Source organism: Streptomyces thermolilacinus SPC6 (assembly GCF_000478605.2).
Classification (GTDB): Bacteria; Actinomycetota; Actinomycetes; order Streptomycetales; family Streptomycetaceae; genus Streptomyces; species Streptomyces thermolilacinus.
Genome location: NZ_ASHX02000001.1, coordinates 251548 through 276143, shown reverse-complemented (window position 1 = coordinate 276143; position 24596 = coordinate 251548). Strand labels below are relative to the sequence as shown.

Below are 24596 nucleotides of genomic sequence, written 5' to 3'. Positions count from 1 at the left end.
CCGGTTCACGCCGAGTGGCGCAGGTCCTCCGCCCGTACGGGACCGGCGAACGGCAGGCCGCGCGCGTACCGTTCCAGCTCGTCCAGGGCCGCGTGCGCGAGGCGGCCGAGCTCGTTGCCGAGCGACCCGGCCACATGGGGGGTCAGCAGCACGTTCGGCAGGTCGTACAGCGGCGAGCCGGGCGGCAGGACCTCCGGCTCCGTCACGTCCAGCACGGCGTTCAGCCGTCCCGACACGAGCTCCGCCGTCAGCGCGTCCGTGTCCACCAGCGACCCGCGCGCCGTATTGACCAGGGTCGCCCCGTCCCGCAGCAGCGCGAGCCGGGCCCGGTCGAACAGGTGCCGGGTCCCGGGCAGCTCCGGCGCGTGCAGGGTCACCACGTCGGCGGTGCGCGCCAGTTCGTCCAGCGCCACCTGCCGGACGCCCAGCCGGGCCGCCTCCTCACCGGTCACGTACGGGTCGTACAGCAGCACCCGCAGGTCGTACGGGCGCAGCAGCTCGATCACCCGCCGCCCGATCCGGGACGCCCCGACGACCCCGACCGTGCGGCGGTAGTTGCCCGCCCCGGCGAGCAGGTCCAGCGGATCGACCCGGCCTCGTCGCTCCCGGTAGGAGCGCCCCGCGTCGAGGACCCGCTTCCCGGAGAACAGGATCGCGGCGACCGTGTACTCGGCGACGGGCAGCGCGTTGGCCGCCGCGGCCGAGGCGACGGTGAGCCCGCGCGCCCAGCAGGCGTCGGTGACGTGGTGCTTCACCGACCCCGCCGCGTGCACCACCGTGCGCAGCCGGGGCATCCGCTCCAGCGCGGCCTCCGTCAGCGGGGGGCAGCCCCAGCCGGTGAGCAGCGCCTCCGCCCCGGCGAGGGCGGCCATGTGCTCGTCGGCGCCGAAGTCCCGTACGACCTGAGCCGGGTCGGTGTTCGCGACGGCGACGAGCCGGTCCAGCGCCGCCGCGTCGAACAGCGCGTCCCGCACCCGCGGCTCCATGGCGAGGACGGTCCGCGGCCGACGGCGGGCGGAGGGGATGGTCATGGACGGCTCCCGGGGTCGCTGCGGAACCGCGGCACGCGCGGCGGTGACGCGTACCAGTGGAGCAGACGAGGCCCGCGGCCGGATACGGCGGCGCCCGGCCACGGAAGCGGGTCCGGGCGACCGCTGCCCGGCACGGGGCGACGCGGGACCGGCCGCTGTCCGGCGCCGGGATGATCGCTGGACCGGCCGCTGTCCGGCGCGGGGCGGCCGCGGGTTCGGCCTCTGGCCGGTCGCCGGGCGGGGGCGGGGGTTTGGGCCGTGCGTTCCTTCACCCGTCCGGGCTTCGCCGGTGGCCGGGCGGGGCGGGCTCGGCGAGGCTGACGTGCGGTGCCGGACCGGTACCGCCGCACCGTCTGAGGAGGCTGGGTATGCGCGTTGCCGTCGTCGGACAGGGCTATGTCGGCGTGACCGGGGCGGTGGCCCTCGCCAGGCAGGGCCACCACGTCACCGGGATCGAGAAGGACCCGGCCCGGCTGCGGTCGCTCACCGAGGGCCGCACGCCCGTCTCGGAGCCCGGACTCCAGCAGGAGCTGAGCCTCGCCCTGGAGACCGGACGGCTCCGCTTCGCCCCCGACCTGACCCGCACCCACGTCACCGAGCCGTTCGAGATCGTGCTCATCACCGTCGGCACCCCGCCCGCCGACGACGGCACCGCCGACCTCTCCCAGGTGAAGGCCGCCCTCGCCGAGGTCGCCGAACTGCTGCCCGCCCCGCACGTGGTGCTGAAGTCCACCGTGCCGCCCGGCACCAGCGAACGCCTCATGGCCCAGCACCCTCGGCTGCGCGAGCGGTACGCGTACAACCCCGAGTTCCTCAACCAGGGCAGCGCCCTCGACGACTGGACCACCCCGTCCCGCGTGGTCGCCGGGGTGTGGGCGCAGCCCGTCACCGAGGTCCTGCACACCCTGTACGGGGCGCTGACCTGCCCCTGGGTGGTCACCACGCCCACCACGGCGGAGATGACCAAGTACGCCAGCAACGCCTTCCTCGCCACGAAGATCAGCTTCTCCAACGAGTGCGCGCGGCTGTGCGCCACCCCCGACCTCAACATCGACCAGGTGATGCAGGCCGTCGGCCTCGACCCGCGCATCGGCCACGCCTTCCTCCAGCCCGGCCTCGGCTTCGGCGACTCCTGCCTCCCCAAGGACACGACCGCCCTCGCCCGCTGGGCCGCCTCCCGAGGACTGGCCACCCCGCTGCTGAACGCCGTCATCGACGTCAACCGCGACCAGGCCGCCCTCGTCCGCGACACGCTGCGCCAGGAACTCGGCGCCGACCTCGCGCGCAGCGAGGTCGCCGTCCTCGGCGCCCGCTACGAGCCGTGGAGCGACGACATGCGGGCCGCCCCCAGCCGCGCCGTCGTCCCGCAGCTCCTCGCCGAGACGGCCGGCGTCCGCGTCTGGGACCCCGCCATGGACGCCGACGAGCTGGGCCGCCTGTTCCCCGGCGCCCGCCCCTGCCCCGACCTGAGGACCGCCCTGCGCGGCGCCCGCGCGGTCGCCGTCCTCACCGAGTGGCCCGAGACGATCGAGGCCGACTGGTCGGTCCTCGCCACCGAACTCGCCGCCCCCGCCGTCGTGGTGGACGGCAAGAACTGCCTGCTCCCCGAGCGGCTGGCCGGTCTCCCGCTCACGTACCGCAGCGCGGGGAACCGGCTCCCGGAACGCGCCACGACCTCGTTCGGCGACGGCACGCCGTACCCGGCCCCCAGCGCCTGAGAAGGGCCCGCGTAACCGCTGGTGAGCGCCGTGTAGCCGGGTTTCACCGGCGCTTGTGCGGAGGTTCGTGTGGGGTTCTGTTCTGGGAGGGGCGGTGGCTGCATACTGTTCCTCCTCGCCCCGGTGCCGAAGCGGTCCGTCCGCCCGCGCGCCTCCAGTGACGCGGACGGTTCCGGCAAGGCGAGCACTCCCCATCACTCGCGTGCCGCCCTGCCGGCGCGGGAGATCCCCTGCTCCTGGAAGACCCGAGGATCCGTGCCAGTACCTGTTGTCCTTGCCGGGCGCACCGTGCGCCTGGAGCCGCTGGCCATGCGCCACGCGGAGGGCCTCGCCCGGGCCGGCGCGCAGGACCGCGCCGCGTACGCCTACACCCCGGTGCCGGACGGCCTGGAGGCGGCACACGACTACATCGCCCGCGCGCTGACCGATCAGGCCGCCGGACGGGCACTCCCGTTCGCCCTGGTCACCACCGCCGACGGGCGCGTCGTCGGCTCGACCAGGTTCCTGGAGCTGGACTACTGGAGGGGCCCCGTCGTGTGGCCGCCGGTCACCGGCGTCCCGTACGGCGATCCGCTCACCGCCGTGCCCGACGCCGCCGAGATCGGCAACACCTGGATCGCGGGCTGCGCGCGCGGCACGGGTGCCAACGCGGAGGCGAAGCTGCTCATGCTGCACCACGCGTTCGAGACCTGGGGCGTGCGCCGGATCACCCTGCGCGCCGACGCCCGCAACACCCGCTCCAGGGCGGCGATCGAACGTCTCGGCGCGACCTGCGAGGGCGTCCGCCGCGCCCACTCGCGGGGCCTGGACGGGGTGGTCCGCGACACGGCGTTCTACTCGGTACTCCACGAGGAGTGGCCCACGGTCCGCTCCATCATCGAACTGCGCCTGTCGGCCACCGCGCAGCCGCCGGCGCCGTTCCCCCGCCCCCACCGCAGCCACGACGACGCGGCGGGACAGCTGCTCCTCACCTGAACCGAGCGCGCCGCCGACGGCACCCGCCCGTCGCAGGCCTGCCCCACGGTGAGGCCGACGGCCGGGCGCCCGCCGTGCCGGTCGGGCGGTGCCGTGCGGGGCGGGCCGTGCCGTGCGGGGCGGTTGGTTCCCGGCGGGCGTGTGAGGGTGGGCGAGCCGGGTAAGCGGACGTCCCCCGGCCGTACGAGATGGCCGTACGAGAGGAGACGAGTCGTGCTGATGGCCCACCCCGCGGTCCTGACGAAGCTGATCGAGGAGTACACCGCGCTCAGCAAGCTCGACGCCCACAACGGCGGCCCGGAGGTACGTCAGCGCATGGAGGACGTCGCCTACACGCTGTGCGTCTCCACCGGCACGCGGGACATCGACGCGGCCCTCGTCGCCGCCCGCCACCGGCTGCCCGGCGCCCGGCCCGAGGACGACTCGCTGCTGACCGTCCGCCCGACGGTGCCCGCCGGGCGGACCTCAGACGCCGTCGGCGGGCAGCGTGAGGTGCAGCAGGCAGATGTCGTCGCGCCGTGACGGCGACAGCGCCTCCGTCAGCCGTACGGCGAGGCGCTCGACCCCGCCGGCCGCGCGCACCGCGCCGCCCGCCCTCCGGGCCAGCCGGTCGAGGCCCGCGGCGAGGTCCTCGCCGGGCCGCTCGACCAGCCCGTCCGTGTAGAGCAGCAGATGGTCGCCGGGCACCACCCTGAACCGCTGTTCCTCGTACGAGCAGTCCGCGGTGGCGCCCAGCATGATCCCCAGGGGCGGCGTCAGATACCGCGCCCGGCCCCCGCGGACGAGCAGCGGCGGCAGATGCCCGGCGTGCGCCCACGTCCAGGTGCGGTCCCAGGGCTGGTACCGGGCGAGCACCAGCGTCGCCGTGGAGTGGCGGCCCTCGGGGGCGTGCATCAGCAGCGCGTTCAGCCGCATTAGGGCGTCCGGCAGCGGCGAACCCGTCACGATCATGCCTTTGGCGGTGAACCGCAGCTGGGCCATGGTCGCCACCGCGTCGATGCCGTGCCCGGCCACGTCGCCGATGACGAAGAGGCCGCTCCCGTCCGGCAGTTCGATGGCGCTGTACCAGTCGCCGCCGACGTTGAGCCCGGCCTGCGACGGCAGGTAGAACACCTCCGTCCGCAGCCCCGCGACCGTGAGTGTCCGGTCCTGACGGGGCAGCAGGGCCTGCTGGAGGCGCGTGGCGAGCGACCGCTCCGCCTCCAGCAGCCCCTGCTGGACGAGGACCTCCCGCTCCGACTGGAGCAGCGCCTGCTCGGCCTGCCGCAGTGCGGTGAGGTCCTGGTAGAGGGCGTGCACCTCCACGGTCGCGCCCTCCGCGTCGGTCACGGGCTCCGCGACCAGCCGCAGATGCCGCACCCCGGACGCGGTCCTGATCCGGAACGTCCGGTCCAGGGGGCGCCCCTCCCGCAGCAGCCGCCGCGTCGCCTCCGCCAGGCGCGGCACGTCCTCCCGTACGACGTGGCCGGGCAGCTCCGCCCAGGTGAGCGGCGCGTCCTGCGGGGAGCGGCCGAAGATCCGGTACGTGCGCTCCGACCAGGTCGTCTCGCCGGTGCGTACGTTCCACTCGGCCCAGCCCAGGTCGCCGAGGCGCTCCATCTGGTGCCTGCGGCGCGTCTCGTGGTGGGCCTCCTCGTCGTGCCGGCACCAGGAGACGACGAGCCTCCCGCCCAGCCGCGCGGCCCGCACCCTCCAGGACGTCGGCACGGGCGCGTCGGCGGCGGCCTCCTCGTAGGGGAACGGCTCGCTCTCGTACGGCACGCCGGTGAGGAGCGTTCCGGCGTAGCCGCGCCACAGGGCGGTTCCGGCGACGGCGGGGTACGTCTCCAGGACGCGGCGCCCGACGAGCTCGGCGCCCCGCCGTCCGGCGTGGTCCACGGAGCGGGGCGCGGCCGCGTCGATCCGGTAGTCCTCCACGTCGCCCGTGAGCGGCGACCGCAGCGGCGTCAGCAGCACGGCGGGCCCCGGCAGGGTGTCGAACACGGCCTGCACGGCGTCGATTCCGGACCCCTCCGCCGCTGTACCGCCCTCGGCCGCGCCGCCGCCCGTCGTGCCGGGCGCAGGGGTGCGGGCGCGACCGGCCGACCGGGCGGCCTCCAGCACCAGGGCGCGCGCCGCCGCGTCGAAGCCGCCGGGCCCTGCGGGCAGGAACCCGAGGACGGTGCCGGGCGCGCCGTCCTTCCCGGGCACCGGCACCCACGCCGCGCCGCCCGGCCGGTCCGCTGCGCTGTCGCTGTCGCTGTCGCTGTCGCTGTCGCCGTCCGCGCCCGGGGCCGTGGCGGGCCAGACCGGCCGCCCTCCGCGTACCGCCTCCAGCGCCGTCGGGCCGATGGCGGGGGGCTCGTCCACCCCGGCGTGGCCGAGCAGCATCGGACCGCCGTCCGGCGCCGCACCGCAGACCAGCACCCCGGCGACCCCGGCGGGACCCCGCAGGACCTCCAGCAGCACCCGCGCCAGCACGTCCGGGGCGGCATCCGCCGACGGCAGTGCACCCGAGGGCCCCGTGCCCGGCACCGGGCCGACGGCCTTCCCGGCCCGGTCCTTGCGCGTGGCGCCCAGCACGGCCCAGCACTCGTCCGCGACCGTACGGCCCCGTTCCTCGGCCCGCCGGACCAGCGCGGCGTCCGCCTGCCGCGCCGACAGGCCCTCCCGCGCCATGAGGGCGCCCTTCGCCCGCTCCCGCAGGACGCTCGTCGCGAGCCTCTCCTCCAGCTCGTCGACCCGGGCGCGCAGCCTCGCGACGACCCTGGCGCGCGCCACCACGTCGGAGGCGTCGCCGTCCGTCGGGACACGCGGTTCGTCCACCCTCCGAGCATGGCACAGCCCCCTGGAAGCCGCCCGGGAGCGCCGGGGCGGCCCGAGGACGGGCTCGGCCCGGGGATCAGTAGGCGTTGCGGCGGCGCGGGCCGAGCGGGCGGCCGTCGGGGTCCACCAGGAGCCGGTACGCCGGGGTGGACAGCGCCGCCAAGACCCGGTTCAGCTCCGGCGTGCCTCTCTGCGCTGTGCTGTTCGACCTGCTCCTGGAGATCTTTGAGGAGCGAGGTGTGAGCGTCATCCTTGGGTGAGAGCCTGTGAACAAACCCCGTCTCGCGCAGCGGCGTCCGGTGAGCCCGCCCTTCCGGCGGACGGCGGTGTGTCCACAGGCTCCGAGCGAACCGCTGACGCGATGGTTCCGGAATACGCCGGAGACCTGCCTTCCGCCAGCGGCAGAACACCTGCCCGACCGGGCCCGACGATCACTACAGTCCAGGCTCATGACGACAGTTGCGACGCGCACGATCGAATACGCGGCCGACGGCCTGACGATGATCGGGCACCTCGCGCTCCCGGCCGGTGTCGACCGCCGGCCCGCGGTGCTGGTCGGGCCCGAGGGGGTGGGGCTCAGCGACGTCGAGCGCCGCCGGGCCGAGGCGCTCGCTGAGCTGGGATACGTGGCGCTGGCCTTCGACCTCCACGGCGGACGCTATGTGGAAGACCCAGAGGAGATGTTGGCCCGTTGCATGCCGCTGCTCGCCGACCCCGACCGGATGCGAGGCATCGGCCACGCGGCGCTCGACGTGCTCCGCGCCGAGCCGCGGACCGACCCGGACCGGATCGCCGCCGTCGGCTACGGCACCGGGGGCGCGATCGCGCTGGAACTCGGGCGCGACGGCGTCGACCTGCGCGCGATCGCGACAGTCAACGGGCTGACCACGGGCCGACCAGGCGAGACGGCGCGCATTCACTGCCCGGTGTGGGCCGGGATCGGGTCGGAAGACCCGATCATGCCGCTCGCGCAACGGGACGCGTTCACCGCCGAGATGCAGGCTGCGGGCGTCGACTGGCGCCTCGTGGTCTACGGCGGCGCCTTGCACGCGTTCCATCACCCACCGGTCGACCACAACGTGCTTCCCGGGGTGGGTTATCACCCCGAGCACGCGCAGCGAGCCTGGCGGGACGTCGTCGACCTGCTCGCCGAGTGCCTGCCCGTAACGGAGTGATCCGGCCAGATTGGGCCCTGTTCACAGCTCCGACCGCTCGTTGCACCGAGGCATCGCTCAGGGGAGCGTCATCGGACTCCTGCGGACGGCGGCTTGCGGGGATGCCGAGGGGGACGGCCGGTCGCTGAGCTGGGCGCTGGGTCTCGTCGAGCTTCGCGCGAAGGAAGGTGGGGGGGATCGACGCCCTCGATCCCACCGATCCAGCCTTCGGCCTCGGCCTGCGTCCTGCGGTGCAGGAGGTCGGCTTCGAGCTCGAAGAGCTGGGCGAGCGTCCTGGGATCGACGTGGAGCGTCGGGCAGCGGATGCAGACGTGCTCGTGCCGGCAGGGGGGTGCCGTGGGGCCGGCCGCAAGTACCGAACTCGACCTCCCCGCCGTGCGCGGAAGCACGCCTCGACATCGCCGACGGCGGGGCCGCGTACGGCGAGCTGGCTGTCGTGCCAGGGCGGGCGCGGTCCGTACGCGTCGGCGATGGGCAGGGCCTGCGGGTCGCCGTGGTGGGCGGCGTCGTCGCGGCGGCTGTGGCACAGGTCGGTGCAGCCGACGAACGCCACGTCCCGCTCGGGGCGGCCGGGGTGCCGCAGGACGACGTACTTCTGGTGGTGGAAGCCGCCGGGGCCGACGCGCACGTCGAGCAGGCACTCGCCGCCCGCGGCCCCGATCTCCGTGCCGAGGTGGCGGTTCTCGGCCTGGCTGAAGCGGAAGCGTTCCGGGTGGGAACGCCGGACGAGCCCTTGACGATCACGCCGCGCCGGGCCGCGTCGCCGAGGCCCCGGGCGACCTAGGTGCCCTCGCCGTCGAGCTGTTCGTCGGGGTCGCCCCGTCACTCGGTGAAGAGGCACAGGTCGCCGGCGCGCTGGGCGCGGAGCGCGGCGAGCAGCTCGGAGAAGTAGACCGCGCCGATCACCAGGGGTCGTACCCGGTTTCCCCCGGTCCAGGCGGCTTCGCCCCGGCGGGCGTCCAGGCGGACGGCGGGGCTGCCGCGTTCGGTCGCGGTCAGCGGCCAGTCGGTGGGCTCCACGGCACGGCCCTCTCGTCCGTACGCACGCGTCCGTACGTTCCCGGGGCGGCGGGTACCCCCCCGCACGGGCGGCTCATCCGGGGGGCCGTCGTGGGTGCGCGGCACGGCGGGAGGGCCGCCGTGCCGCGCGGGTCCCTCCAGCGGCGCGGGCGCTCGCCGGAGGGACGGGACGGTCAGCCGGTGACCGTGATCTGCTGCGCCGGGTCGGTCGTGTCGGTCACCAGGTAGGTGGCCGAGAAGGAGGAGGAGGTCGCGCTGGTCGGGCAGCCGAAGCCGCCGACGACCTTGACGGGCACCTGGGCGTTGCTGAACGCCAGGGAGGAGGGGGCGCCGTTGGTCCACGTGCCGCTCGTCGTGGCGGGCGCGGTGGGCGCCGCGGTGACGGTGCAGCTGGCGATGCCGGACGTCTTGACGACCAGGCCGCCGGTGGGGACGGCGAACGACGCGACGACGGGGGAGCCGTGCTGCATGGACACGGTCCACGCGCCGCTGGTGGTGACGGTGGCGCTGACCCCGGGCATGCTGGTGGTGCACGAGGAGAAGGTCGGCGGGGTGATCGCGCTGGAGACGGGGCCCGCCGCGTTGTGGTTGCCGGGCGCCGCCGGGACCGTGCCGGTGGACGAGGAGACCGAGCAGGTGACGGTCACCGTGCCCGCCTTGAAGGTGGCCTTTCCGCTGAGCGTGGCCTTGAAGCCGTGCCCGGCCGGGGTGACGGTGGTCGAGCCGGCGAGGGCCGGGGCGGCCGGCGCGGCGGTGGCGGTGGACCCGGCGAAGACCAGGGCGCCGACGGCGGCCAGGCCGGTGCCCAGGGAGAGTGCCTTGCGGGTGGTGAGGGTTGCCATGTGGGGTTCTCCTTCGGGGATGGTGTGACGGGGTGTCACACCGCTGAGGGTGTGGGGGGCCCGGGAAAGTACGGAGAGAGCCGTGGTGACGGCGGTGGACGCGAGGCCCGGGAGGCCGGTGTGGCTCGCCGGGGTTGAGCGGTGGGTGTGGCGGGTGTGGCGTGTGTCCGCCCGTGTCGGTGAAGGGGCCGGGGGTACGGCCCCGTCGGATGCCTGCGTCTGCGGATGCCTGCGCCTTCGGGTGCCTGCGCATGCGGGGCGGCGGTGTCGCGGGTGCGGTTCCGTCAGGCCTCGGCCGGGTTCTCCGAGGCGCCGGGGGGCGGGGGAGCGGGTTCGTCGCGCCGAGGGGGCGCGACCGGCTGCCAGGCGAACATCATGGCGCCGCCCAGGATGCCCACGAGGGTCCCGATGAGGAACCCGCCGAGGTTGGACATGACGAGCGCGGCGGCCGCGATCAGGGTCGTGACGACACCCGCGAGCGAGCGGTAGTGCGGGGACACCCAGACCGAGGTGCCTAACATGATCATGACAACCCCGAGGAGGACGGAGGGGACTCCGGCGATGCCCTGGTGGAGCATCACCTCCAGCGGCGCCAGAGGGATGGCGCAGATCTCGGCCCCCGCCAGGATGGTCAGCAGCCCGCCCCAGAAGGGCCGACTCCTGCGCCAGCGGCGCCACCTGCTCCGGAGGCCGGAGCGGACCGGGCCGGAGGGCGCGGGCGGAGGCTGGTCCAGGACCTCGGCGGGGTGGGCGTCCTCCACGGACCCGGCCGGGTGACCGTTCAGGGGCTCTCGCGTCGCCCCGTCAGCCGGTGACGGCATGTCAGAAGCATTCCTTCTTGCCCTTGCTGATCTTCATGTTCAGGCCGGACAGTTTGAACGTGCCGGCGTTCGTCGCCCAGGCCACCTGCCGCAGACCCGTGATGCTCACGTCGTCCGCCTGCTGGCCGAACAGGTCCTGCATGCCCTGCCCGCCCTCGGGGCCCTTGTCCAGCGTGGACGCGTCCCGGCCGATCTCGATGTTGTTGAAGGCCGCGTCGCCCGACAACTGCGTGGCGTCCACGAACAGGTCCGTGGCCTCCACGGGCTTCTTCTTCCCCGCCGTCAGATACAGCGAGATGTCACCGATGACCGGCAGGGTCGTGACGACCGACTGGCACAGGTTGTTCAGCTCGGCCTCGCGGATCGCCGTGACCGCCACGGGGAGCAGCTCCTCGCGGGCGTTCGTGTCGATGCTGCCGTACTGCGCGAACCCCTTGCCCGTCAGGCTGTCAGCCGACACCTTGAACTGCTGGCCCGACACGGCGAAGGAGGCCGCGAGGGCGCCGCTCGACAGGGCGACCCCCAGGGCGGCGGTCAGGGCGACCCCCGGCACGGACAGGGCCGCGAAGCGCTTCCACTGGATGCGGCCGACAACCTCGTCCGTGCCGCCGTCAGGTGCGTTTCTCATGAAATATCCCCTCTCTTGGTGTCCACGGCCGCGGTGACCGTCGGCCACGGATATCGGATGGAGCGGGAGACCCTGCTCGAAGGCGGGCCGCCGGGGGGACGCGGCGGTGCGCGGGAAAAGGTGGAGCGGAGAGCGACCGCGAGCGGTGGTGTGACCATCCGTCAGACCTACTCACGGGTGTTACCGACGGGTTGAATGTAAGAGTGCCAGTGAGTGTTGGCAAGGTTGGCGAACGACGCTTTTCGGCCTACTCGAAGGATCTTCAGGAGACCCCATGCCCATCCCCGTGATCCTGGACTGCGACCCCGGCCACGACGACGCCTTCAACATCCTGCTCGCCGCAGCTCACCCGGGTGTCGAGCTGCTCGGGATCACCACCGTCGCCGGGAACCAGACCGTGGAGAAGACCACCCTGAACGCCCGCCGCGTCTGCACCGTGGCCGGCGTCCGAGGCGTGCCGATCGCCGCCGGCCTGGCCGAACCTTTGCGGGGACCCGGCATCGTCGCTCCCGACATCCACGGCGAGTCGGGGCTGGACGGCCCCGGATTCGGCGAACCTGACGTACCGCTCGACGGCCGCGACGCCGTCACCTTCCTGCGCGACACCCTCCGCGCCCATCCGGTGCCCGTCACGCTCGTTCCGACCGGGCCGCTCACCAACATCGCGACGCTCCTGCTCGCCCACCCCGAACTGGCCGCCAGGATCGAGCGGATCGTCCTGATGGGCGGCTCCACGGGGCGCGGCAACCGGACACCCGCCGCCGAGTTCAACATCCTCGCCGACCCCGAGGCCGCCGACGTCGTCTTCCGCAGCGGACTGCACCTCACGATGATCGGCCTCAACGTCAGCCACCGCGCGCTCGCCACCCCCGAGGTCGTCGCGCGCGTCCGGGCGCTCGGCACACCGCTCGCCGACGTGTGCGCCGCGCTCCTCACCTACTTCGGCGACACGTACCGCGAGGTGTTCGGCTTCCCCGCCCCGCCCCTGCACGACCCGCTCACCGTCGCCCACATCGTCGCCCCCGGCCTGCTCACCCTCGTCCACGCGCCCGTCGCCGTCGAACTGACCGGCACCCACACGCGCGGTGCCACGGTCGTGGACCTCGACGGCGTCACCGGGGCCCGCCCCAACGCGTACGTCGGCGTGGACGTGGACGTGGACGCGTACTGGGACCTGATCGTGGACGCCGTACGCACCCTCGGCTGACGCCACCCGGCCGCGAGCCCGGCGAGTGGGCGCCCGGCCGAGGGCTCAGCCGGTGAGGGGCCGGGATCAGGCGGTCGGGGGCCAGGAGAGGCGGGGCTCAGCCGGTCACGGGCCGGTAGACCGTCAGCGCCTCCGGCAGCTTGTCGAGCGTCAGGCCCGGCGCCGCGGGCACGACCTCCCCGTCGTACGCCATATGGGTGTCGGCGGGGAGGCTCGTCACGCGCAGCGCCGTCGTCCGGGCCGCGGCGTACAGCCGCGTACGGGCCAGGCCACCCGCCGCCGTCGCCAGCAGACGGGGCCGCGCCAGCCGCCCGGCCTGCGCGATCCGTACGTCCAGCAGCCCGTCCGCCACGTCATGGCGGCGCAGCGGCGCCAGCCCCACACTGCGGTAGACGCCGTTCCCCACGAACAGGAACCACATGGAGCGGGGCTTGCCGTTCACCTCCGCCCGCAGCGGTGTCGCCGTACGCAGGACCCGGGCGGCGCCGAGCAGCGTCGCGGCGGGCCCGCCGATCCGGGGCGACCAGCGCTCCCGGAGCCGCACCAGTTCCGGATAGACGCCGAGACTGAACGTGTTGACGAAGTACACCGGCTCACGCGCGGCCCCGCGCCCGTGCAGCCGGACCCGGCCCACGTCGGCCCGTACCGCGTGCCCCTCCGCCAGCGCGTGGCAGCCGTCGGCGACCGAGTCCACCCCCAGGTCGGCGGCGAAGTGGTTGAACGTCCCGCCCGGCAGGACCAGCAGCGGAACCCGGTGCCGAAGCGCGGGCGCCACCGCGGCGTTCACCGTGCCGTCCCCGCCGCACACCCCGAACACCCCACCGCGCCGCGCCGCTTCGGCGGCGGCGGTCTCCAGCAGGTCCGGCAGCGAGTCGACGCCCTGACCGCACAGGAACACCTCCGCCTTCGGCAGCAGTGTCGTGATCTGCGTCGCCGGGTCCATCAGATGGGTCCCCGCCCCCGACGACGGGTTCACCACGACCACGAGCCCGTCCCCGTCCGGCAACGCCGGAACCTCGGCGCGCGGCCGCGCGGGCACCGGCACCAGGTCCCGCGTCGGCACCAGGCCGCGTACCGCGAACGCCGCGCCCGCCCCAAGCGCCATGCCCACCAGCACATCACTCGGGTAGTGGACGCCGGTGTAGACACGGGAGAAGGCGACCGACGCCGCGACCGGCACCAGCGCCGCCCCCATGCCCCGCGACTCCAGGGCGACCCCCGTCATGAACGCCGCCGCCGACGCCGAGTGCCCGGACGGGAACGACGTGGTCAGCGGCTGGCGTGGCAGCCGGCGGGCCAGGGGCACCCGGTCGATCACCGGCCGCTTCCGCCGCACCGCGCCCTTCGCCAGCGTGTTCACCGTCAACGACGCCAGCGCCAGCGACGCGACCCCGCGCACGGCCGCCCGCCGGCCGCGCGCCCCGCCCAGCGCCCACATCCCGGCGGCGATGCCGAACCACAGCACGCCCCGGTTCGCACTCGTGCTCAGCCGCGGCAGCACCGGCTCCGCCGCGGGCCACGTACGCTGCGCCACCTGCGCGAACACCGCGCGGTCCAGTCGGCTGAACACGCTCCGCGTCTTGGGTGCCTCTCGCATCGGCTCTCCTCCTCGTACCCGGAACGCTCCGGCGCGCGTCAACGTGCCCGACCGCGCCAACGTACCCGCCGGAGCCGGTCCGACGCCTCCCGGGCGGGCCGGTCGTACGCCCTCCCGGGCCCCCGGTGGCGCCTTCCCGGCTCCTCGACGGTGCGCGGGCGGGCGGGCGTTCCCCCGTTCGTGGCGGAAGGTTGTCCGGCTCGTGGCGATCCGCTCTACTTCTGTACGGCGCGCCGCGCACGGCGGGCGGGGGAGAGGGGTCGCGATGCGGACGGAACACGGCGGACACGACGAGGCCCCACGGCCGCACGACGCCGGTCGGCAAGAGGCCCCACGGCCGCACGACGCCGGCCGGCAAGAGGCCCCACGGCCGCACGGCGCCGCCGCACAGGGCGAGACCGGGTGGCGTCGCGGTCGCCGCGGTGCGGCCCTGTGGCGTCGCGGCGGGCACCACGAGACCTCGCGGCGCCACCGGCGGGGCCGCCCACGCGGGCGGTCCCTCGCGGGCGCCGTGGTCGGACTGGTCCTGGCCCTCCTGTGCACCGGACTGGCCGCCGCCTGGGAGAGCGACCCGCGCGCGAGCGCCACGACAGCGGGGCCGGGCGACACCGCCCGCGCGGGAGCCTACGCGCTCCCCTTCGACCTGCCGGACCGCGCCGCCCTGCGCGCCCGGGGCAAGCTCGTGTTCGCGCACTACTTCACCCCGTACCCCCTCTCCCTCGACAACGACGAACCGCACCGCGACTACTACGCCCGCCACTACCTCACCCCGCACGGCGAGAAGGGCAAGCACCGCGCGTACGGCGGCCTGCTGCGCGACCGGCCACTGCCGGTCCGCCCCCAGGACGGCGACTGGGAGCTGGCCAACCTCCGGCAGGAGGTGCGGACCGCGCGCGACGCGGGCCTCGACGGGTTCACCCTCGACCTGCTGTCCCTGTCCGGCCGGAACTGGGAGCGCTGCAGGCTCATGCTCGAAGCCGCCCGCTCCGTGGACCCCGACTTCACGATCATGCTGATGCCGGACATGGCGTCCCTCACCAGCGAGACGCCCCGGCAGATCGCCGACGCCCTCGCCGAACTGGGCCGCAGCCCGGCGGCGCACCGGCTTCCCGACGGGCGCCTGGTCGTCTCCCCGTTCAAGGCGGAGGCCAGGAGCGCGGGCTGGTGGTCCGCGCTCCTCGACGACCTGCGCGCCCGGCACGGTGTGCGCACCGCGTTCGTGCCGCTCTTCCTGGACTTCGGCGCCCACCACGAGGAGTTCGCCCCGATCAGCTACGGCTTCTCCGACTGGGGCGCGCGCACGTACACGCAGCCCGACGACCCCGGCCGCGACGCCCGGCTCGCGCACCGCCTCGGCAAGGTGTGGATGCAGCCCGTCGCCGTCCAGGACGCCCGGCCCAGCCAGGGCGTGTACGACGAGGCGGGCAACACCGGCACCCTCCGCGCCACCTGGCACCGCGCCATCGCGGGGGGAGCGGACTGGGTGCAGCTCACCACCTGGAACGACTACTCCGAGACCACCCACTTCGCCCCGTCGCAGCACAACGGGCACGCCTACCTGGACCTCACCTCCTACTACCTGACCCGCTTCAAGACCGGGACGTGGCCGCGGATCGTCCGCGACACGCTGTACGTCACCTCCCGCACACAGTTCGCCGACGCCGTCCCGACCGGCGGCCAGACCCGCCTGATGACGCTCCGGGGGAGCAGCGAGGAAGCCCGCGACACGGTGGAGGTCCTGCCGTTCCTCACCCGCCCCGCGACCCTCCGCGTCACCGTAGGCACCGTCACCACCAGCCAGCCGGTCCCCGCCGGGACGGCCCCCGTCCTGGTGCCGCTGCGCACCGGCGAGGTCTCCGCCGCGGCGGTACGCGACGGCCGCACCGCCGCCGCCGTGGAGCTCCCGTACCGGGTGGTCCGCCACCCCGAGGTGCAGGACCTCCAGTACTACGCCGCCACCAGCGGCCGCCCCGCCCCACCCTGCTGCCTCTGACCCCGGCCCCCGCCGCCCACCCGCGGCGCCCCGGCCCCGGCCGCCGGGGCGCCGTGCCGCGCCGGGCAGCCGCCCGCGACCGCGATGTGCGCCTCATCGGCCTGGACGGCACCGAACCGCCGGGCGTCCTCAGCGCCCTCCGGGAGAAGGCAGCGGCGGCGATGGGCCACTGCCCCGAACCCGGCCTGCTCCTCCTGTGGGACCTGCGGCAACTGCACCTGGCGGCCTCAGGGAACTCGCTGTACGGGGAGATGCTCGCCCAGGCGGCACAGGCAGCCAAGGACGACCGGCTCCTCAAGCTCGCCTCCGACTGCCACCCACCGACGCTCCGCCGGATGCGCTGGACCAACACGATGATCAAAACCCTGTCCCCGCAGGTACTGACCGCCCTCTGAGCGGCCACCCGCCGCGTGTGACGCTGTGCGGCACGCCACGCCCGCCCGCGGACAGCCGTTTCCTCACGGCCCTACGAGGCTGCCGGGACGCCGAAGAGGGCGGGGACGCCGGGGGAGTACAGGACGCTGCACGGCGGGCCCTGCGGGGCGGGGACGCCCGCCGCACGGACCAGGTTCTCCTCCAGGCGCTCCACGCGCGCGTGGTGGAGCGGCCAGGCGGGGTGGTCGTTCGGCAGGTACAGCGTGCGGCCGTGCCACTCGGCGTGCAGGCCCCAGCGCGCGGTGAGGAACATGTCCAGGTCGCTCGGCTCGTCCAGCGGACGGCCGACCTCGACGGTGAGGCGGTACCCGGCGGGCCCGTGCCGTGTCAGCCGCCGCCCCGTGTACGTGAGGCGGTCACCCGACCGGCCCACGCGCATCGACGCCCAGCGGTACGGCAGCCGGAACGCGACGCGCCCCGCGAGCGCGGGCAGGAGCCGGGCGGCGTCCATGCTCAGGAACGCGACCCCGCGCCGGCCCCGGGCGTCCACGCTGTAGAGCCGTACGTTCGTCTCCGGGAACGTCCCCAGGTACGGCAGGGCCGGGCCGCGCCCGAACGCCACCGCCTCCATGCGGAACGCCACGAGCCCCACGTACGTCGTGCCGTCCAGGACGTCGGGCCGGGTGGCGCGCGGCAGCAGCGGCGCCACGGCCGCGGGCTCCACGGGCCAGTGAAGAAAGGCCACGTCGGTCCACCGCTGCGACAGGACCGGGCGGCACACCACGCGGGGAGTGGTCACGGTCAGCGCCTCGTACGGCTCCGTCATGCCCCCATCATGCCGCGACGCGGCATCCGCCGGGCGTAGTTGCGGCAGACGGCCAGGACGAGGAACCCCCAGGCCGCCGCGGGCAGGTACAGCCAGGTCACCCACACCGGCGGCCGCGGATGCTCCCGCTCCTGCTCGACGAGCCGCGCACCCTCCTCCACGAAGCCGAAGACGCTGTTGACCGCGCCGTACAGCGTGATCAGGACCAGCAGCGCCCCGCCCGTCCGAGCGACGCGCAGCACCGCTCGGGCGGGCACGGGCCGCCCGCTCGCTACGGGCAGCCACCGGGGGAACGTCTCGCCCCAGCCGCTCACCAGCCCCACCGTCGGGTACGCCAGAGCGAGCGTCAGGTCGCTCAGGCCCACCATGTAGGCGGTCTCCGCCGCCGTGTGGCCGTTCCCCGACCCCGACCGCGACGCGCCACACGGAGGAGGGCAGCACGCTCAGCGGCGCCGCCCCGCCGCCCACACCGCCCAGCGGGCGGGCGGCGGGGCGGAGGACACCCTCCCCGGGGTCACGGCCGTCCCCGCCGGGGCTCGTCGGCCGGGGCGGTGCGGCGGCTCGCGGCCAGGGCCAGGGCGCCGATCGCGAGGAGCGCCCAGCTGCCGGTCACGGGGAACGAGAAGACGCACAGCGGGACGCCCAGGGCCAGCAGGTACCAGCCCACCTGGGCAGGGAGGTGCCCGGTGGCGCGCAGGGCGTGCCGGGACATCGTGCCGAGGGCGAGCAGCGCGACCCCGCAGGCCAGGAACCAGATGCTCGCCTCACGCGCGAAGTAGTCCGGCGCCGCCGTGTCGACGGAGGTCCGGAAGAAGCCGTCCCGGGCGATGTCCGCCCAGGCGTGAGGCTGGGCGAAGGCCCAGACGAAGTGCAGCGCCGCGGTCGCGATGATCAGCCGCGGTATCCAGCGCGCCAGTCCGCTCATGTGCCCGGTCCTTCCTCCTGAGGCGCCAGACGCAGCGCCAGGGTGTAGACCTCCCGCAACTCCTCGGCGGGAAGCGGCGGTACGAGCTGCCGGCTGCCCACCAGCAGCAGATAGAGCAGGCGGGCCAGCGGCGTCGCGTCCTCGTCCGCGCCGCCCGCGTCGCTCACCAGCTCCCGCAGGTAGCCGACGCGCAGCTCGTCCACCCGCTGCTGGAGGGCGCGGACCTCGTCGTCCTGCGACGCCCAGGCGCGCATGGCGATCTCCAGCCGGTCGCTGCCGCCCTTGTCCGCCAGGACCAGGTCGCGCAGGTGCAGCAGCCGCCCGAGAGGGGTGCGGCCGCCGCCGCGCTCGGCGTCGGCGATGTACCGGCCGGTGTGCTCGGCCTCGTAGTACGCGAGCAGGTCGCTCTTGTACCCCGTCATGCCCTTGAAGTGGTGGTAGAAGGAGCCCTTGGTCAGCTTCAGCCGCGCCGCGAGCCGGTCCACGGTCAGCGCGGGCGCCCCGTCCTCGCTCAGCACCCGGAGCCCCTCCTCCAGCCAGTCCCGCTTGCTCGCCACGCGTCGCCCCGCCCTGCTCGTCACCTGTCCGCTCTTCCGACCCATACCATACAGTATGGTATGGAGGTTGTGGGGTTCTCCACAGGCGGAGCGAATACCGCCTGGGCATTGTCAGTGGCGGTCCCTACGATGGTCGTCAATTCCGAGTCCTCCCCGGTGCCGTGCCCCGTCGCGCGCGCTGACCGGGGCCGGGCCGGGCCCATTGCGCATCGTGAGGGGGGGACCCCGCGATCGCCCGACCCGCACCCGCGGCAGCCGTCCGGCGCCGCGCGGCTGCTCCGAGCTGCCCATGAACCTCACCGCACCCGAAACGCCCGACGACCCCCAGCCCGCCGTCGGCCCCGAGCCCTCCGGCGCGCCCGTGCGGACCGCGCCCGCCGAGCCGTCCGTCAACACCTTCCAGGTGGACCTGCGCGGCCTCGTGGACCTGCTGTCGCACCACCTGTACTCCAGCCCCCGCGTCTACGTCCGCGAGCTGCTGCAGAACGCCGTGGACGCCGTCACCGCGCGCCTCGCCCACGACCCGTCGGCACCCGCGGGCATCCGGCTCACGGCCACCGGCGACGCCGTCGTCATGGAGGACTCCGGCATCGGGCTCACCGCCGAAGAGGTGCACACCCTCCTCGCCACCATCGGCCGCAGCTCCAAACGCGACGCCCTCGACAGCGCCCGGCAGGAGTTCCTCGGCCAGTTCGGCATCGGCCTGCTCGCCTGCTTCGTCGTCGCCCGCCAGATCCGCGTCGTCTCCCGGTCCGCACGCAAGCCCGGCGAGCCGCCCGTCGAATGGCTGGCCGCCGACGACGGCTCGTACACCGTACGGACCCTCCCCGACGAGGCGCGCCCCGAGCCCGGCACCACCGTCCGCCTGGAGCCCCGCCCCGGCGCCGAGGAGTGGACCGACCCGCAGCGCGTCGCCGAACTCGCCCGCGACTTCGGGTCCCTGCTGCCGTACGAGGTGACCTTCACCGGCCCCGACACGACCGACCGCCCGCTCACCGAGCGGCCCGCCGTATGGGACCGGCCCCACCCGACGCCCACCGCCCGCCGCGTCGCCCTCGCGGCGCACTGCGCGCGCGTCTTCGGGTTCACCCCGCTCGACTCCATCGACCTGGACCTGCCCGTCGCCGGCGTCCGGGGCGTCGCCTACGTCCTGCCCTCCGCCACCAGCCCCGCCGGGCGCGCCGCCCACCGGGTCTACCTCAAGGGCATGCTGCTCACCGACCGCGCGGACAACCTGCTGCCCGACTGGGCGTTCTTCGTCCGCGTCGTCCTCGACACCGACACGCTGCGCCCCACCGCCTCCCGCGAGAACCTGTACGACGACGAGACCCTCGCCGCCGTGCGCGACGCGCTGGGCGGCCGCGTCCGCCAGTGGCTCACCGAACTCGCGGCGGGCGACCCCGACCGGCTCGCCGCCTTCCTCTCCGTCCACCACCTCGGCGTCAAGTCGATGGCGCGGCACGACGCGGAGCTGTTCCGGCTGATGCTGCCGTGGCTGCCGTTCGAGACCAGCGACGGGCAGGTCACCCTCGACGAGTTCGTCCGCAGCCACCCGCAGGTGCACTTCACCCGCACCGTGGAGGAGTTCCGCCAGGTCTCGCCCATCGCCGCCGCGCACGGCCTCGGCATCGTCAACGGCGGCTACACCTACGACACCGACCTCATCGCCCTGCTCCCGCAGGTCCGCGAAGGCGTCACCGTCAGCGAGCTCGACGCGGGCGCCGTCACCGCCCACCTCGACCCCGTGGACCCCCGGCAGGAGCTGGCCCTCTCCGGGTTCCTCGCCACCGCCCGCGCCCGCCTCGACCCGCTCGGCTGCGACGTCGCCCTGCGCGCCTACCAGCCGGTCACCGTCCCCGCGCTCTACCTCGACGACCGCGAGGCCCGGCACGAACGGGACCGCGCCGCCGCCGAGGAAGGCGCCGACCCGCTGTGGAGCGACATCCTCGGCGCCCTGCGCGGCGCGGCCCCCCGCGCCCGCCTCGTCCTCAACCACAACAACCCCCTGGTCCGCCGCATCGCCGCCATCACCGACGCCGACCTCACCGGCACCGCCGTCGAGTCCCTGTACGGGCAGGCGCTGCTGATGGCGCAGCGCCCCCTGCGCCCCGCCGACACCTCACTGCTCAACCGGGCCTTCCTCGGGCTCCTGGAATGGGCGACCCACCCCACCACCACCGCCCGCGACCCCCAGGAGAACGACCAGTGACCACCACCCCGGAACAGTCGCCCGAGGCCATCCGCCGCGCCCTGTGGGAGAACGACCGCGCACCCAACGGCCTCCTCCGCAACGCCCGCGCCGAGGAACTCGTCGCCGCCGCCGAGGCGACCGGCGACCGCGCCCTGATCCGCCAGGCCCTGTTCGGCGTCATCCGCGCGTACGAGTACAGCACCGAGCGCGGCAAGATGCTCGTCCCGTTCGCCCGCCTCCTCCAGGAGTGGGACCGCGACCCCTCGGCCTTCTGCAGCAGCGACACACACACCTTCCACTGGGTGTTCAAGTGGGTCAGCTCCGGCATGCTCACGCTCCCGGAGATACCGCTCGCCACCATGGAGCAGTGGCTCGCCGAGATGGAGCGCCGCTACCGCACCGCCGGATACACCGAACGGGCCGTCCGCCAGGCCGAGTACGAACTCGCCGTCGACACGGGCGACACCGAGCGCGCCACGCGCGCGTTCGCCGCGTGGACGGCGGCCGACCGCGACGCGATGGCCAACTGCCACGCCTGCGAGATCAACGACCAGGGCAGCCACTGGAGCGGCCGCGGCGACGACGGCAAGGCCCTGCGCACCTGGGCACCCGTCCTCGACGGCACGAGCACCTGCATGGAGGAGCCGCACCGCGTCCTCGCCAAGTCCCTGCTGCCGCTGGTCCGCACCGGCCGCCCCGACCAGGCCCGCGCCAACCACCTGCGCGGCTACCGCATGGCCCGCGGCAACGAAAGCCTCCTGCCGTCCATCGGCCTGCACATCGAGTTCTGTGCCCTCACCGGCAACGCGGCCCGCGGCCTGGAGATCCTCGCCGAGCACGCGTCGCACCTCGGCTCCGACGGCAACCCCTGGGCGCGGCTGCAGCTGCTGACCGGCACCCTCGTGCTGCTGCGCCGACTGCTGGCCCTCGGCGCGGGCGACCAGCCGGCCGTGCCCTACGCGGGCGAGCAGCGCACCGTACGCGACCTGCACGACCTGCTCGACGCGGACGCCACCGCCATCGCCGCCCGGTTCGACGCGCGCAACGGCAGCACCGTCGTCTCCGGCCGCCTCAAGGACCGGCTGGAGCAGGAGCCGCTGCTGGCCGCCCTGCCCCTCGGTCTGCGCCCGGCGACCTCCGGGCCCGCCGCGTCCGCCGTCGCCGCACCCGTCGCGGCGGCCCCCGAGCCCGTACGGGACGACACGGCCACGCTGCCCGAACTCGTCGCCGAGGCGCGGCGGCTGCGCGCCGACGGACACCCCCGCGCCGACGCCGCGTGGGAGCGGGTGGCCGCCCGCGCCACGGAGACGGACACGGCCGGCGACCCGCTGCTCGCCGCGGACCTCCTCGACCACCGGGCCCTCGCCGCGGGCCGCGCCGACGACGCCACCGCCCGCGAATGGTTCGAGCGGGTCGTCGACGCCTACCGGGCCGCGGGCGAGCCCAGCCGGGCCGTGCTCGCCGAACTCCGCGTGGCCGTCGCCGCGATGCGGACCGGCGCCGGACCCGACGAGGTCCGCGCCCTCTTCGCACGGGCCGACGCCTCCGCCGACGCGCTCGACCAGGACGAACCGACCCGCGTCCGCCGCATCGCCGCCGTCGCCCTCATGCGCGCCAAGGCCGAGGCGATGCTGGACCACGATACGGACGACCACGGCGCCGGCCGCCTCGACGCCGAACTCGCCGCGTTCGAGGAGCGGTTCGCGCCGTACCTCGACGCCGACGCGACGGGCGGAGGCGTGGACGACCTGCTCGCCGAGGCCGACGAGACCCGCGCCGACCTGGCGTGGCAGGCGGGCGACCCGGAGACCGCCCACGCCCTGCTGACGAGGGCCGCCCAGCGCTCCCTCACCGCCGGGCGCCCCTGGGACGCGGCCGCCCCGCTCGCCACCCGGGCCCGGCTCCTGCTGCGCCTCGGCCGCGCCGGGGAGGCGGAGGAGTCGGCGCGCGAGGCGTACGGGCACGGTGCCGAACTGACCGCCCCGTTCGACCTGGCGGGGATAGGCCTCACGCTGGCCGAGGCGCTGTACGCGCAGGACGGCAAGGAGAGCGAGGCCGCCGAATACGCCCTGGAGGCGGCGCACTGGTACGACGCGGCGGGCGACACCGCCGGGGGCGGGGCGTACGCGCGGCTGGTCCTCGGCCGGTGCCTCGGCGAGGCCGGGCGGGCCGCAGAGGCCGCCGAGGTACTGGAGTCGGCCCTGCCCGACCTGCTGGAGCACGGCGACGACCAGGCCGTACAGGCCCGTGACGCCCTGGCGCGGAACCTGCGGACGCTGGGCGACCACCGGGGCGCCGCGGAGCAGTACCTGCGCGCCGCCGAGACCGCCGCCGAGTGGGAGCACCAGGGGCCGCACGCGCAGCTGGCGACCCTCGCCGCCGAGAGCCTGGCCCGGCTGGGCGACCTCGCCGACGAGGCGGCCGCCGCCTACCAGCGCGCCATCGCGCTGTGGGAGCAGGTGGGCGAACCGCGGGCGCAGGCCCGCGCGCTGCGCTCCCTCGCCTGGCTGCGAGCGGGCCGGGGCGACCGGACGGCGGCCCGTGAGGTGATGGACCGCGCGCTCACGGCTCTGGAGGGCGACGACCCGGCGCTGCTCGAGGAACGCGCCCACACGTGGGCGCAGATGGCCGAACTGCTGGTGGACGGCCTCGAATCCGAGTCCGCCGATGCCGATGAGCGTGCCGGGGGCGCCGAGCCCTCCGAGTCCGTCGAGGACGTCCGGCAGTCCGCCGCGGCGGTGCGCGGCGAAGCGCTGGACCTGCTTCACCAGGCTCAGCGGACCTTCGCGGCACTCGGCCCGGACATGCTGGGCGACCGCGTCCGCGCCGCCTTCTACGCCGCCTGGCTGGAAAGGCAACTGGGCCGCGCTGAGGAGGCGGAGGCCCGCCTGCGCGCCCTCGCGGCGGATCTGGAGGAGATCGGCACCGAGGAGGCACGCGGCATGCTGACGCAGGTGCGCGGCAGGCTGGAGGAGTGGGCGCAGGAGAGCTGAGCGGAGGGGGCGCCCGGCCTACGGGACGCGGGCGCCCCGCCCTTCACGACCCTGCCCCCCGCTCTTCACGCCCCGGCCCTGTCCTTCCGGTACCGGCCCCGCCCTTCACGTCCGGCCCCTTCGCGTACCGTGCCCCGGCCTTCATGTCCCGGCCCCCTGCCGGGACGTCCGCAGCGACGTGGGAGCATCGCCTGATGCCCGGACAGACCGAAGAAGTGCTCCGCGAGTTCGTCATCGCGGACGGTACGCGCCCCGAGGACGCCGCGCAGGTGTGCCGGGAGGCCCTGTGGGTGCTGCGGCCCGCCCTCCACACCGTGTACCTCGACGCCTACAGCGACGAGCCCTGGCCACCGGAGGTGGCCGGTGCCTACGACCTGGCCGTCGCCCTCGGGGAGGCGACCGCTCCGGACGGTTTCCGCGGCGACCACCGCATGGGCATCCAGATCGACGTGCGGGACGACATCCAGTTCGGCGTCCTGCTGGAGCTGGCTCCCCACACGATCGGCGCGGAGGGCTACCGCGGGGACCGGCAGGTCTTCAGCGCCGCCGACACAGGGACGTCCCTGTGGTTCGCCCTCACGGAGGAACAGCACGGCCGACTGCTGGCCCGGCTGGACGAGCCGGGGATATCCGCTGCCGTGTCGGCCGCCCCGCCGCGCCGCCGTCGCCGGTGGTGGCCGTCGTCGTGGGGCTTTCACCCCAGGCCGTAAAGCCCGGCGGACGTACGCGGGCATCACCTAGCCTGTGATCATGAATCAGCCCATACCCCCGCCGTCACAGCCCGGACCCTACGGGCAGCCGGGACAGTACGGGCAGGGGCGCCGGCCACAGCCGGGGCCGTACGGCCAGCCGCAGCCGCCGCAGCAGCCAGGATTCTACGGGGCGTACCCTCAGCCGCACCCGCCGCAGGGCCATGC

Annotated in this window: 23 protein-coding genes and 1 pseudogene; 11 read left to right on the top strand and 13 right to left on the bottom strand. The window is 74.9% G+C overall.

What is annotated here, in order from left to right; genetic code table 11:
* Nucleotides 1-5 precede the first annotated feature (5 nt).
* Nucleotides 6-1031 (bottom strand): hydroxyacid dehydrogenase, encoded by a 1026-nt coding sequence (locus tag J116_RS01270; protein ID WP_023591179.1) that lies wholly within the window; start codon nt 1029-1031, stop codon nt 6-8.
* Between the two features lie 368 nt (nt 1032-1399).
* Here J116_RS01270 and J116_RS01265 point away from each other — a divergent pair, with 368 nt between their 5' ends.
* The 3 genes from J116_RS01265 (at nt 1400) to J116_RS01255 (ending at nt 4246) form a co-directional block, all read left to right on the top strand.
* Entirely contained in the window at nt 1400-2749 is a 1350-nt protein-coding gene (locus J116_RS01265) for a UDP-glucose dehydrogenase family protein (protein ID WP_051204003.1), read from the top strand.
* Nucleotides 2750-3004: 255 nt separating this feature from the next.
* Nucleotides 3005-3724: a GNAT family N-acetyltransferase gene (locus J116_RS01260; RefSeq protein WP_051204004.1), complete on the top strand. Its 720-nt coding sequence runs from the start codon at nt 3005-3007 to the stop codon at nt 3722-3724.
* A gap of 213 nt (nt 3725-3937) precedes the next feature.
* Nucleotides 3938-4246, top strand: a complete 309-nt coding sequence (locus tag J116_RS01255; protein WP_023591182.1) for a DUF5133 domain-containing protein — start codon at nt 3938-3940, stop codon at nt 4244-4246.
* On the opposite strand, the gene J116_RS01250 is transcribed toward J116_RS01255, so the two are convergent.
* Both J116_RS01250 and J116_RS29840 read right to left on the bottom strand, forming a co-directional pair.
* Nucleotides 4190-6529 carry a SpoIIE family protein phosphatase gene (locus J116_RS01250; RefSeq protein WP_023591183.1) on the bottom strand — a complete coding sequence of 780 codons (2340 nt, stop codon included), beginning with the start codon at nt 6527-6529 and terminating at the stop codon, nt 4190-4192. The genes J116_RS01255 and J116_RS01250 overlap by 57 nt on opposite strands.
* Before the next feature lie 76 nt (nt 6530-6605).
* Entirely contained in the window at nt 6606-6779 is a 174-nt protein-coding gene (locus J116_RS29840) for a hypothetical protein (protein WP_161492104.1), read from the bottom strand.
* Nucleotides 6780-6978: 199 nt separating this feature from the next.
* Here J116_RS29840 and J116_RS01245 point away from each other — a divergent pair, with 199 nt between their 5' ends.
* Nucleotides 6979-7704, top strand: a complete 726-nt coding sequence (locus J116_RS01245) for a dienelactone hydrolase family protein (RefSeq protein WP_023591185.1) — start codon at nt 6979-6981, stop codon at nt 7702-7704.
* 496 nt (nt 7705-8200) lie between these two features.
* Nucleotides 8201-8488 carry a hypothetical protein gene (locus J116_RS30330; RefSeq protein WP_201258791.1) on the top strand — a complete coding sequence of 96 codons (288 nt, stop codon included), beginning with the start codon at nt 8201-8203 and terminating at the stop codon, nt 8486-8488.
* Between the two features lie 38 nt (nt 8489-8526).
* On the opposite strand, the gene J116_RS30325 is transcribed toward J116_RS30330, so the two are convergent.
* The 4 genes from J116_RS30325 to J116_RS01225 all read right to left on the bottom strand — a co-directional run bounded on the left by J116_RS30325 (nt 8527) and on the right by J116_RS01225 (nt 11015).
* A complete protein-coding gene (locus J116_RS30325) occupies nt 8527-8724 on the bottom strand; it encodes a hypothetical protein (RefSeq protein WP_023591187.1) in 198 nt (65 codons plus the stop codon).
* A 173-nt stretch (nt 8725-8897) separates the two neighbouring features.
* Nucleotides 8898-9566 carry a hypothetical protein gene (locus tag J116_RS01235; RefSeq protein ID WP_023591188.1) on the bottom strand — a complete coding sequence of 223 codons (669 nt, stop codon included), beginning with the start codon at nt 9564-9566 and terminating at the stop codon, nt 8898-8900.
* A 284-nt stretch (nt 9567-9850) separates the two neighbouring features.
* Nucleotides 9851-10387 (bottom strand): DUF6114 domain-containing protein, encoded by a 537-nt coding sequence (locus tag J116_RS01230; RefSeq protein ID WP_023591189.1) that lies wholly within the window; start codon nt 10385-10387, stop codon nt 9851-9853.
* A 1-nt stretch (nt 10388) separates the two neighbouring features.
* Nucleotides 10389-11015: a DUF6230 family protein gene (locus J116_RS01225; protein WP_023591190.1), complete on the bottom strand. Its 627-nt coding sequence runs from the start codon at nt 11013-11015 to the stop codon at nt 10389-10391.
* Between the two features lie 274 nt (nt 11016-11289).
* Between J116_RS01225 and J116_RS01220 the strand changes: the two genes are divergently transcribed.
* On the top strand, nt 11290-12222 hold the full coding sequence (locus tag J116_RS01220; RefSeq protein ID WP_023591191.1) for a nucleoside hydrolase: 933 nt from the start codon (nt 11290-11292) through the stop codon (nt 12220-12222).
* Between the two features lie 97 nt (nt 12223-12319).
* Here the strand turns inward: J116_RS01220 and J116_RS01215 are convergent, their stop codons facing one another.
* Nucleotides 12320-13819, bottom strand: a complete 1500-nt coding sequence (locus J116_RS01215; RefSeq protein WP_028964797.1) for a bifunctional phosphatase PAP2/diacylglycerol kinase family protein — start codon at nt 13817-13819, stop codon at nt 12320-12322.
* A 511-nt stretch (nt 13820-14330) separates the two neighbouring features.
* On the opposite strand from J116_RS01215, the gene J116_RS01210 reads away from it, so the two are divergent.
* Together J116_RS01210 and J116_RS01205 are read left to right on the top strand one after the other, a co-directional pair.
* A complete protein-coding gene (locus J116_RS01210; protein WP_023591193.1) occupies nt 14331-15812 on the top strand; it encodes a glycoside hydrolase family 71 protein in 1482 nt (493 codons plus the stop codon).
* A gap of 119 nt (nt 15813-15931) precedes the next feature.
* Nucleotides 15932-16207, top strand: a pseudogene (locus tag J116_RS01205) (hypothetical protein); the annotation flags it as partial.
* A 71-nt stretch (nt 16208-16278) separates the two neighbouring features.
* Here the strand turns inward: J116_RS01205 and J116_RS01200 are convergent.
* The 4 genes from J116_RS01200 to J116_RS01185 all read right to left on the bottom strand — a co-directional run bounded on the left by J116_RS01200 (nt 16279) and on the right by J116_RS01185 (nt 18540).
* Nucleotides 16279-17013, bottom strand: a complete 735-nt coding sequence (locus J116_RS01200; RefSeq protein ID WP_023591195.1) for a YqjF family protein — start codon at nt 17011-17013, stop codon at nt 16279-16281.
* The gene (locus J116_RS01195; protein WP_028964800.1) at nt 17010-17381 is read right to left on the bottom strand and encodes a hypothetical protein; all 372 of its coding nucleotides are present in this window, start codon (nt 17379-17381) and stop codon (nt 17010-17012) included. The genes J116_RS01200 and J116_RS01195 overlap by 4 nt, the downstream gene beginning before the upstream one ends.
* 146 nt (nt 17382-17527) lie before the next feature.
* Complete coding sequence (locus J116_RS01190) at nt 17528-17938, bottom strand: DUF6463 family protein (RefSeq protein WP_023591196.1); 411 nt, start codon at nt 17936-17938, stop codon at nt 17528-17530.
* On the bottom strand, nt 17935-18540 hold the full coding sequence (locus J116_RS01185; protein ID WP_051204007.1) for a TetR/AcrR family transcriptional regulator: 606 nt from the start codon (nt 18538-18540) through the stop codon (nt 17935-17937). Before J116_RS01185 ends, J116_RS01190 begins: the two co-directional genes overlap by 4 nt.
* Before the next feature lie 244 nt (nt 18541-18784).
* Between J116_RS01185 and J116_RS01180 the strand changes: the two genes are divergently transcribed.
* The 3 genes from J116_RS01180 to J116_RS01170 all read left to right on the top strand — a co-directional run bounded on the left by J116_RS01180 (nt 18785) and on the right by J116_RS01170 (nt 24389).
* Nucleotides 18785-20704, top strand: a complete 1920-nt coding sequence (locus J116_RS01180; RefSeq protein WP_023591198.1) for an HSP90 family protein — start codon at nt 18785-18787, stop codon at nt 20702-20704.
* Nucleotides 20701-23679 carry a hypothetical protein gene (locus J116_RS01175; protein ID WP_023591199.1) on the top strand — a complete coding sequence of 993 codons (2979 nt, stop codon included), beginning with the start codon at nt 20701-20703 and terminating at the stop codon, nt 23677-23679. Before J116_RS01180 ends, J116_RS01175 begins: the two co-directional genes overlap by 4 nt.
* Nucleotides 23680-23873: 194 nt before the next feature.
* A complete protein-coding gene (locus tag J116_RS01170) occupies nt 23874-24389 on the top strand; it encodes a hypothetical protein (RefSeq protein ID WP_139140451.1) in 516 nt (171 codons plus the stop codon).
* 64 nt (nt 24390-24453) lie between these two features.
* Here the strand turns inward: J116_RS01170 and J116_RS29835 are convergent, their stop codons facing one another.
* Complete coding sequence (locus J116_RS29835; RefSeq protein ID WP_161492103.1) at nt 24454-24594, bottom strand: hypothetical protein; 141 nt, start codon at nt 24592-24594, stop codon at nt 24454-24456.
* Nucleotides 24595-24596 lie beyond the last annotated feature (2 nt).

Excerpts from the sequence above, each read along its gene's own strand:
- J116_RS01270 (WP_023591179.1), bottom strand. The coding sequence starts at position 1,031 with ATGACCATCCCCTCCGCCCGCCGTCGGCCGCGGACCGTCCTCGCCATG.
- J116_RS01265 (WP_051204003.1), top strand. The coding sequence starts at position 1,400 with ATGCGCGTTGCCGTCGTCGGACAGGGCTATGTCGGCGTGACCGGGGCG.
- J116_RS29840 (WP_161492104.1), bottom strand. The coding sequence starts at position 6,779 with ATGACGCTCACACCTCGCTCCTCAAAGATCTCCAGGAGCAGGTCGAAC.
- J116_RS01245 (WP_023591185.1), top strand. The coding sequence starts at position 6,979 with ATGACGACAGTTGCGACGCGCACGATCGAATACGCGGCCGACGGCCTG.
- J116_RS01235 (WP_023591188.1), bottom strand. The coding sequence starts at position 9,566 with ATGGCAACCCTCACCACCCGCAAGGCACTCTCCCTGGGCACCGGCCTG.
- J116_RS01230 (WP_023591189.1), bottom strand. The coding sequence starts at position 10,387 with ATGCCGTCACCGGCTGACGGGGCGACGCGAGAGCCCCTGAACGGTCAC.
- J116_RS01225 (WP_023591190.1), bottom strand. The coding sequence starts at position 11,015 with ATGAGAAACGCACCTGACGGCGGCACGGACGAGGTTGTCGGCCGCATC.
- J116_RS01220 (WP_023591191.1), top strand. The coding sequence starts at position 11,290 with ATGCCCATCCCCGTGATCCTGGACTGCGACCCCGGCCACGACGACGCC.
- J116_RS01215 (WP_028964797.1), bottom strand. The coding sequence starts at position 13,819 with ATGCGAGAGGCACCCAAGACGCGGAGCGTGTTCAGCCGACTGGACCGC.
- J116_RS01200 (WP_023591195.1), bottom strand. The coding sequence starts at position 17,013 with ATGACGGAGCCGTACGAGGCGCTGACCGTGACCACTCCCCGCGTGGTG.
- J116_RS01195 (WP_028964800.1), bottom strand. The coding sequence starts at position 17,381 with ATGGTGGGCCTGAGCGACCTGACGCTCGCTCTGGCGTACCCGACGGTG.
- J116_RS01190 (WP_023591196.1), bottom strand. The coding sequence starts at position 17,938 with ATGAGCGGACTGGCGCGCTGGATACCGCGGCTGATCATCGCGACCGCG.
- J116_RS01185 (WP_051204007.1), bottom strand. The coding sequence starts at position 18,540 with ATGGGTCGGAAGAGCGGACAGGTGACGAGCAGGGCGGGGCGACGCGTG.
- J116_RS01180 (WP_023591198.1), top strand. The coding sequence starts at position 18,785 with ATGAACCTCACCGCACCCGAAACGCCCGACGACCCCCAGCCCGCCGTC.
- J116_RS01170 (WP_139140451.1), top strand. The coding sequence starts at position 23,874 with ATGCCCGGACAGACCGAAGAAGTGCTCCGCGAGTTCGTCATCGCGGAC.
- J116_RS29835 (WP_161492103.1), bottom strand. The coding sequence starts at position 24,594 with ATGGCCCTGCGGCGGGTGCGGCTGAGGGTACGCCCCGTAGAATCCTGG.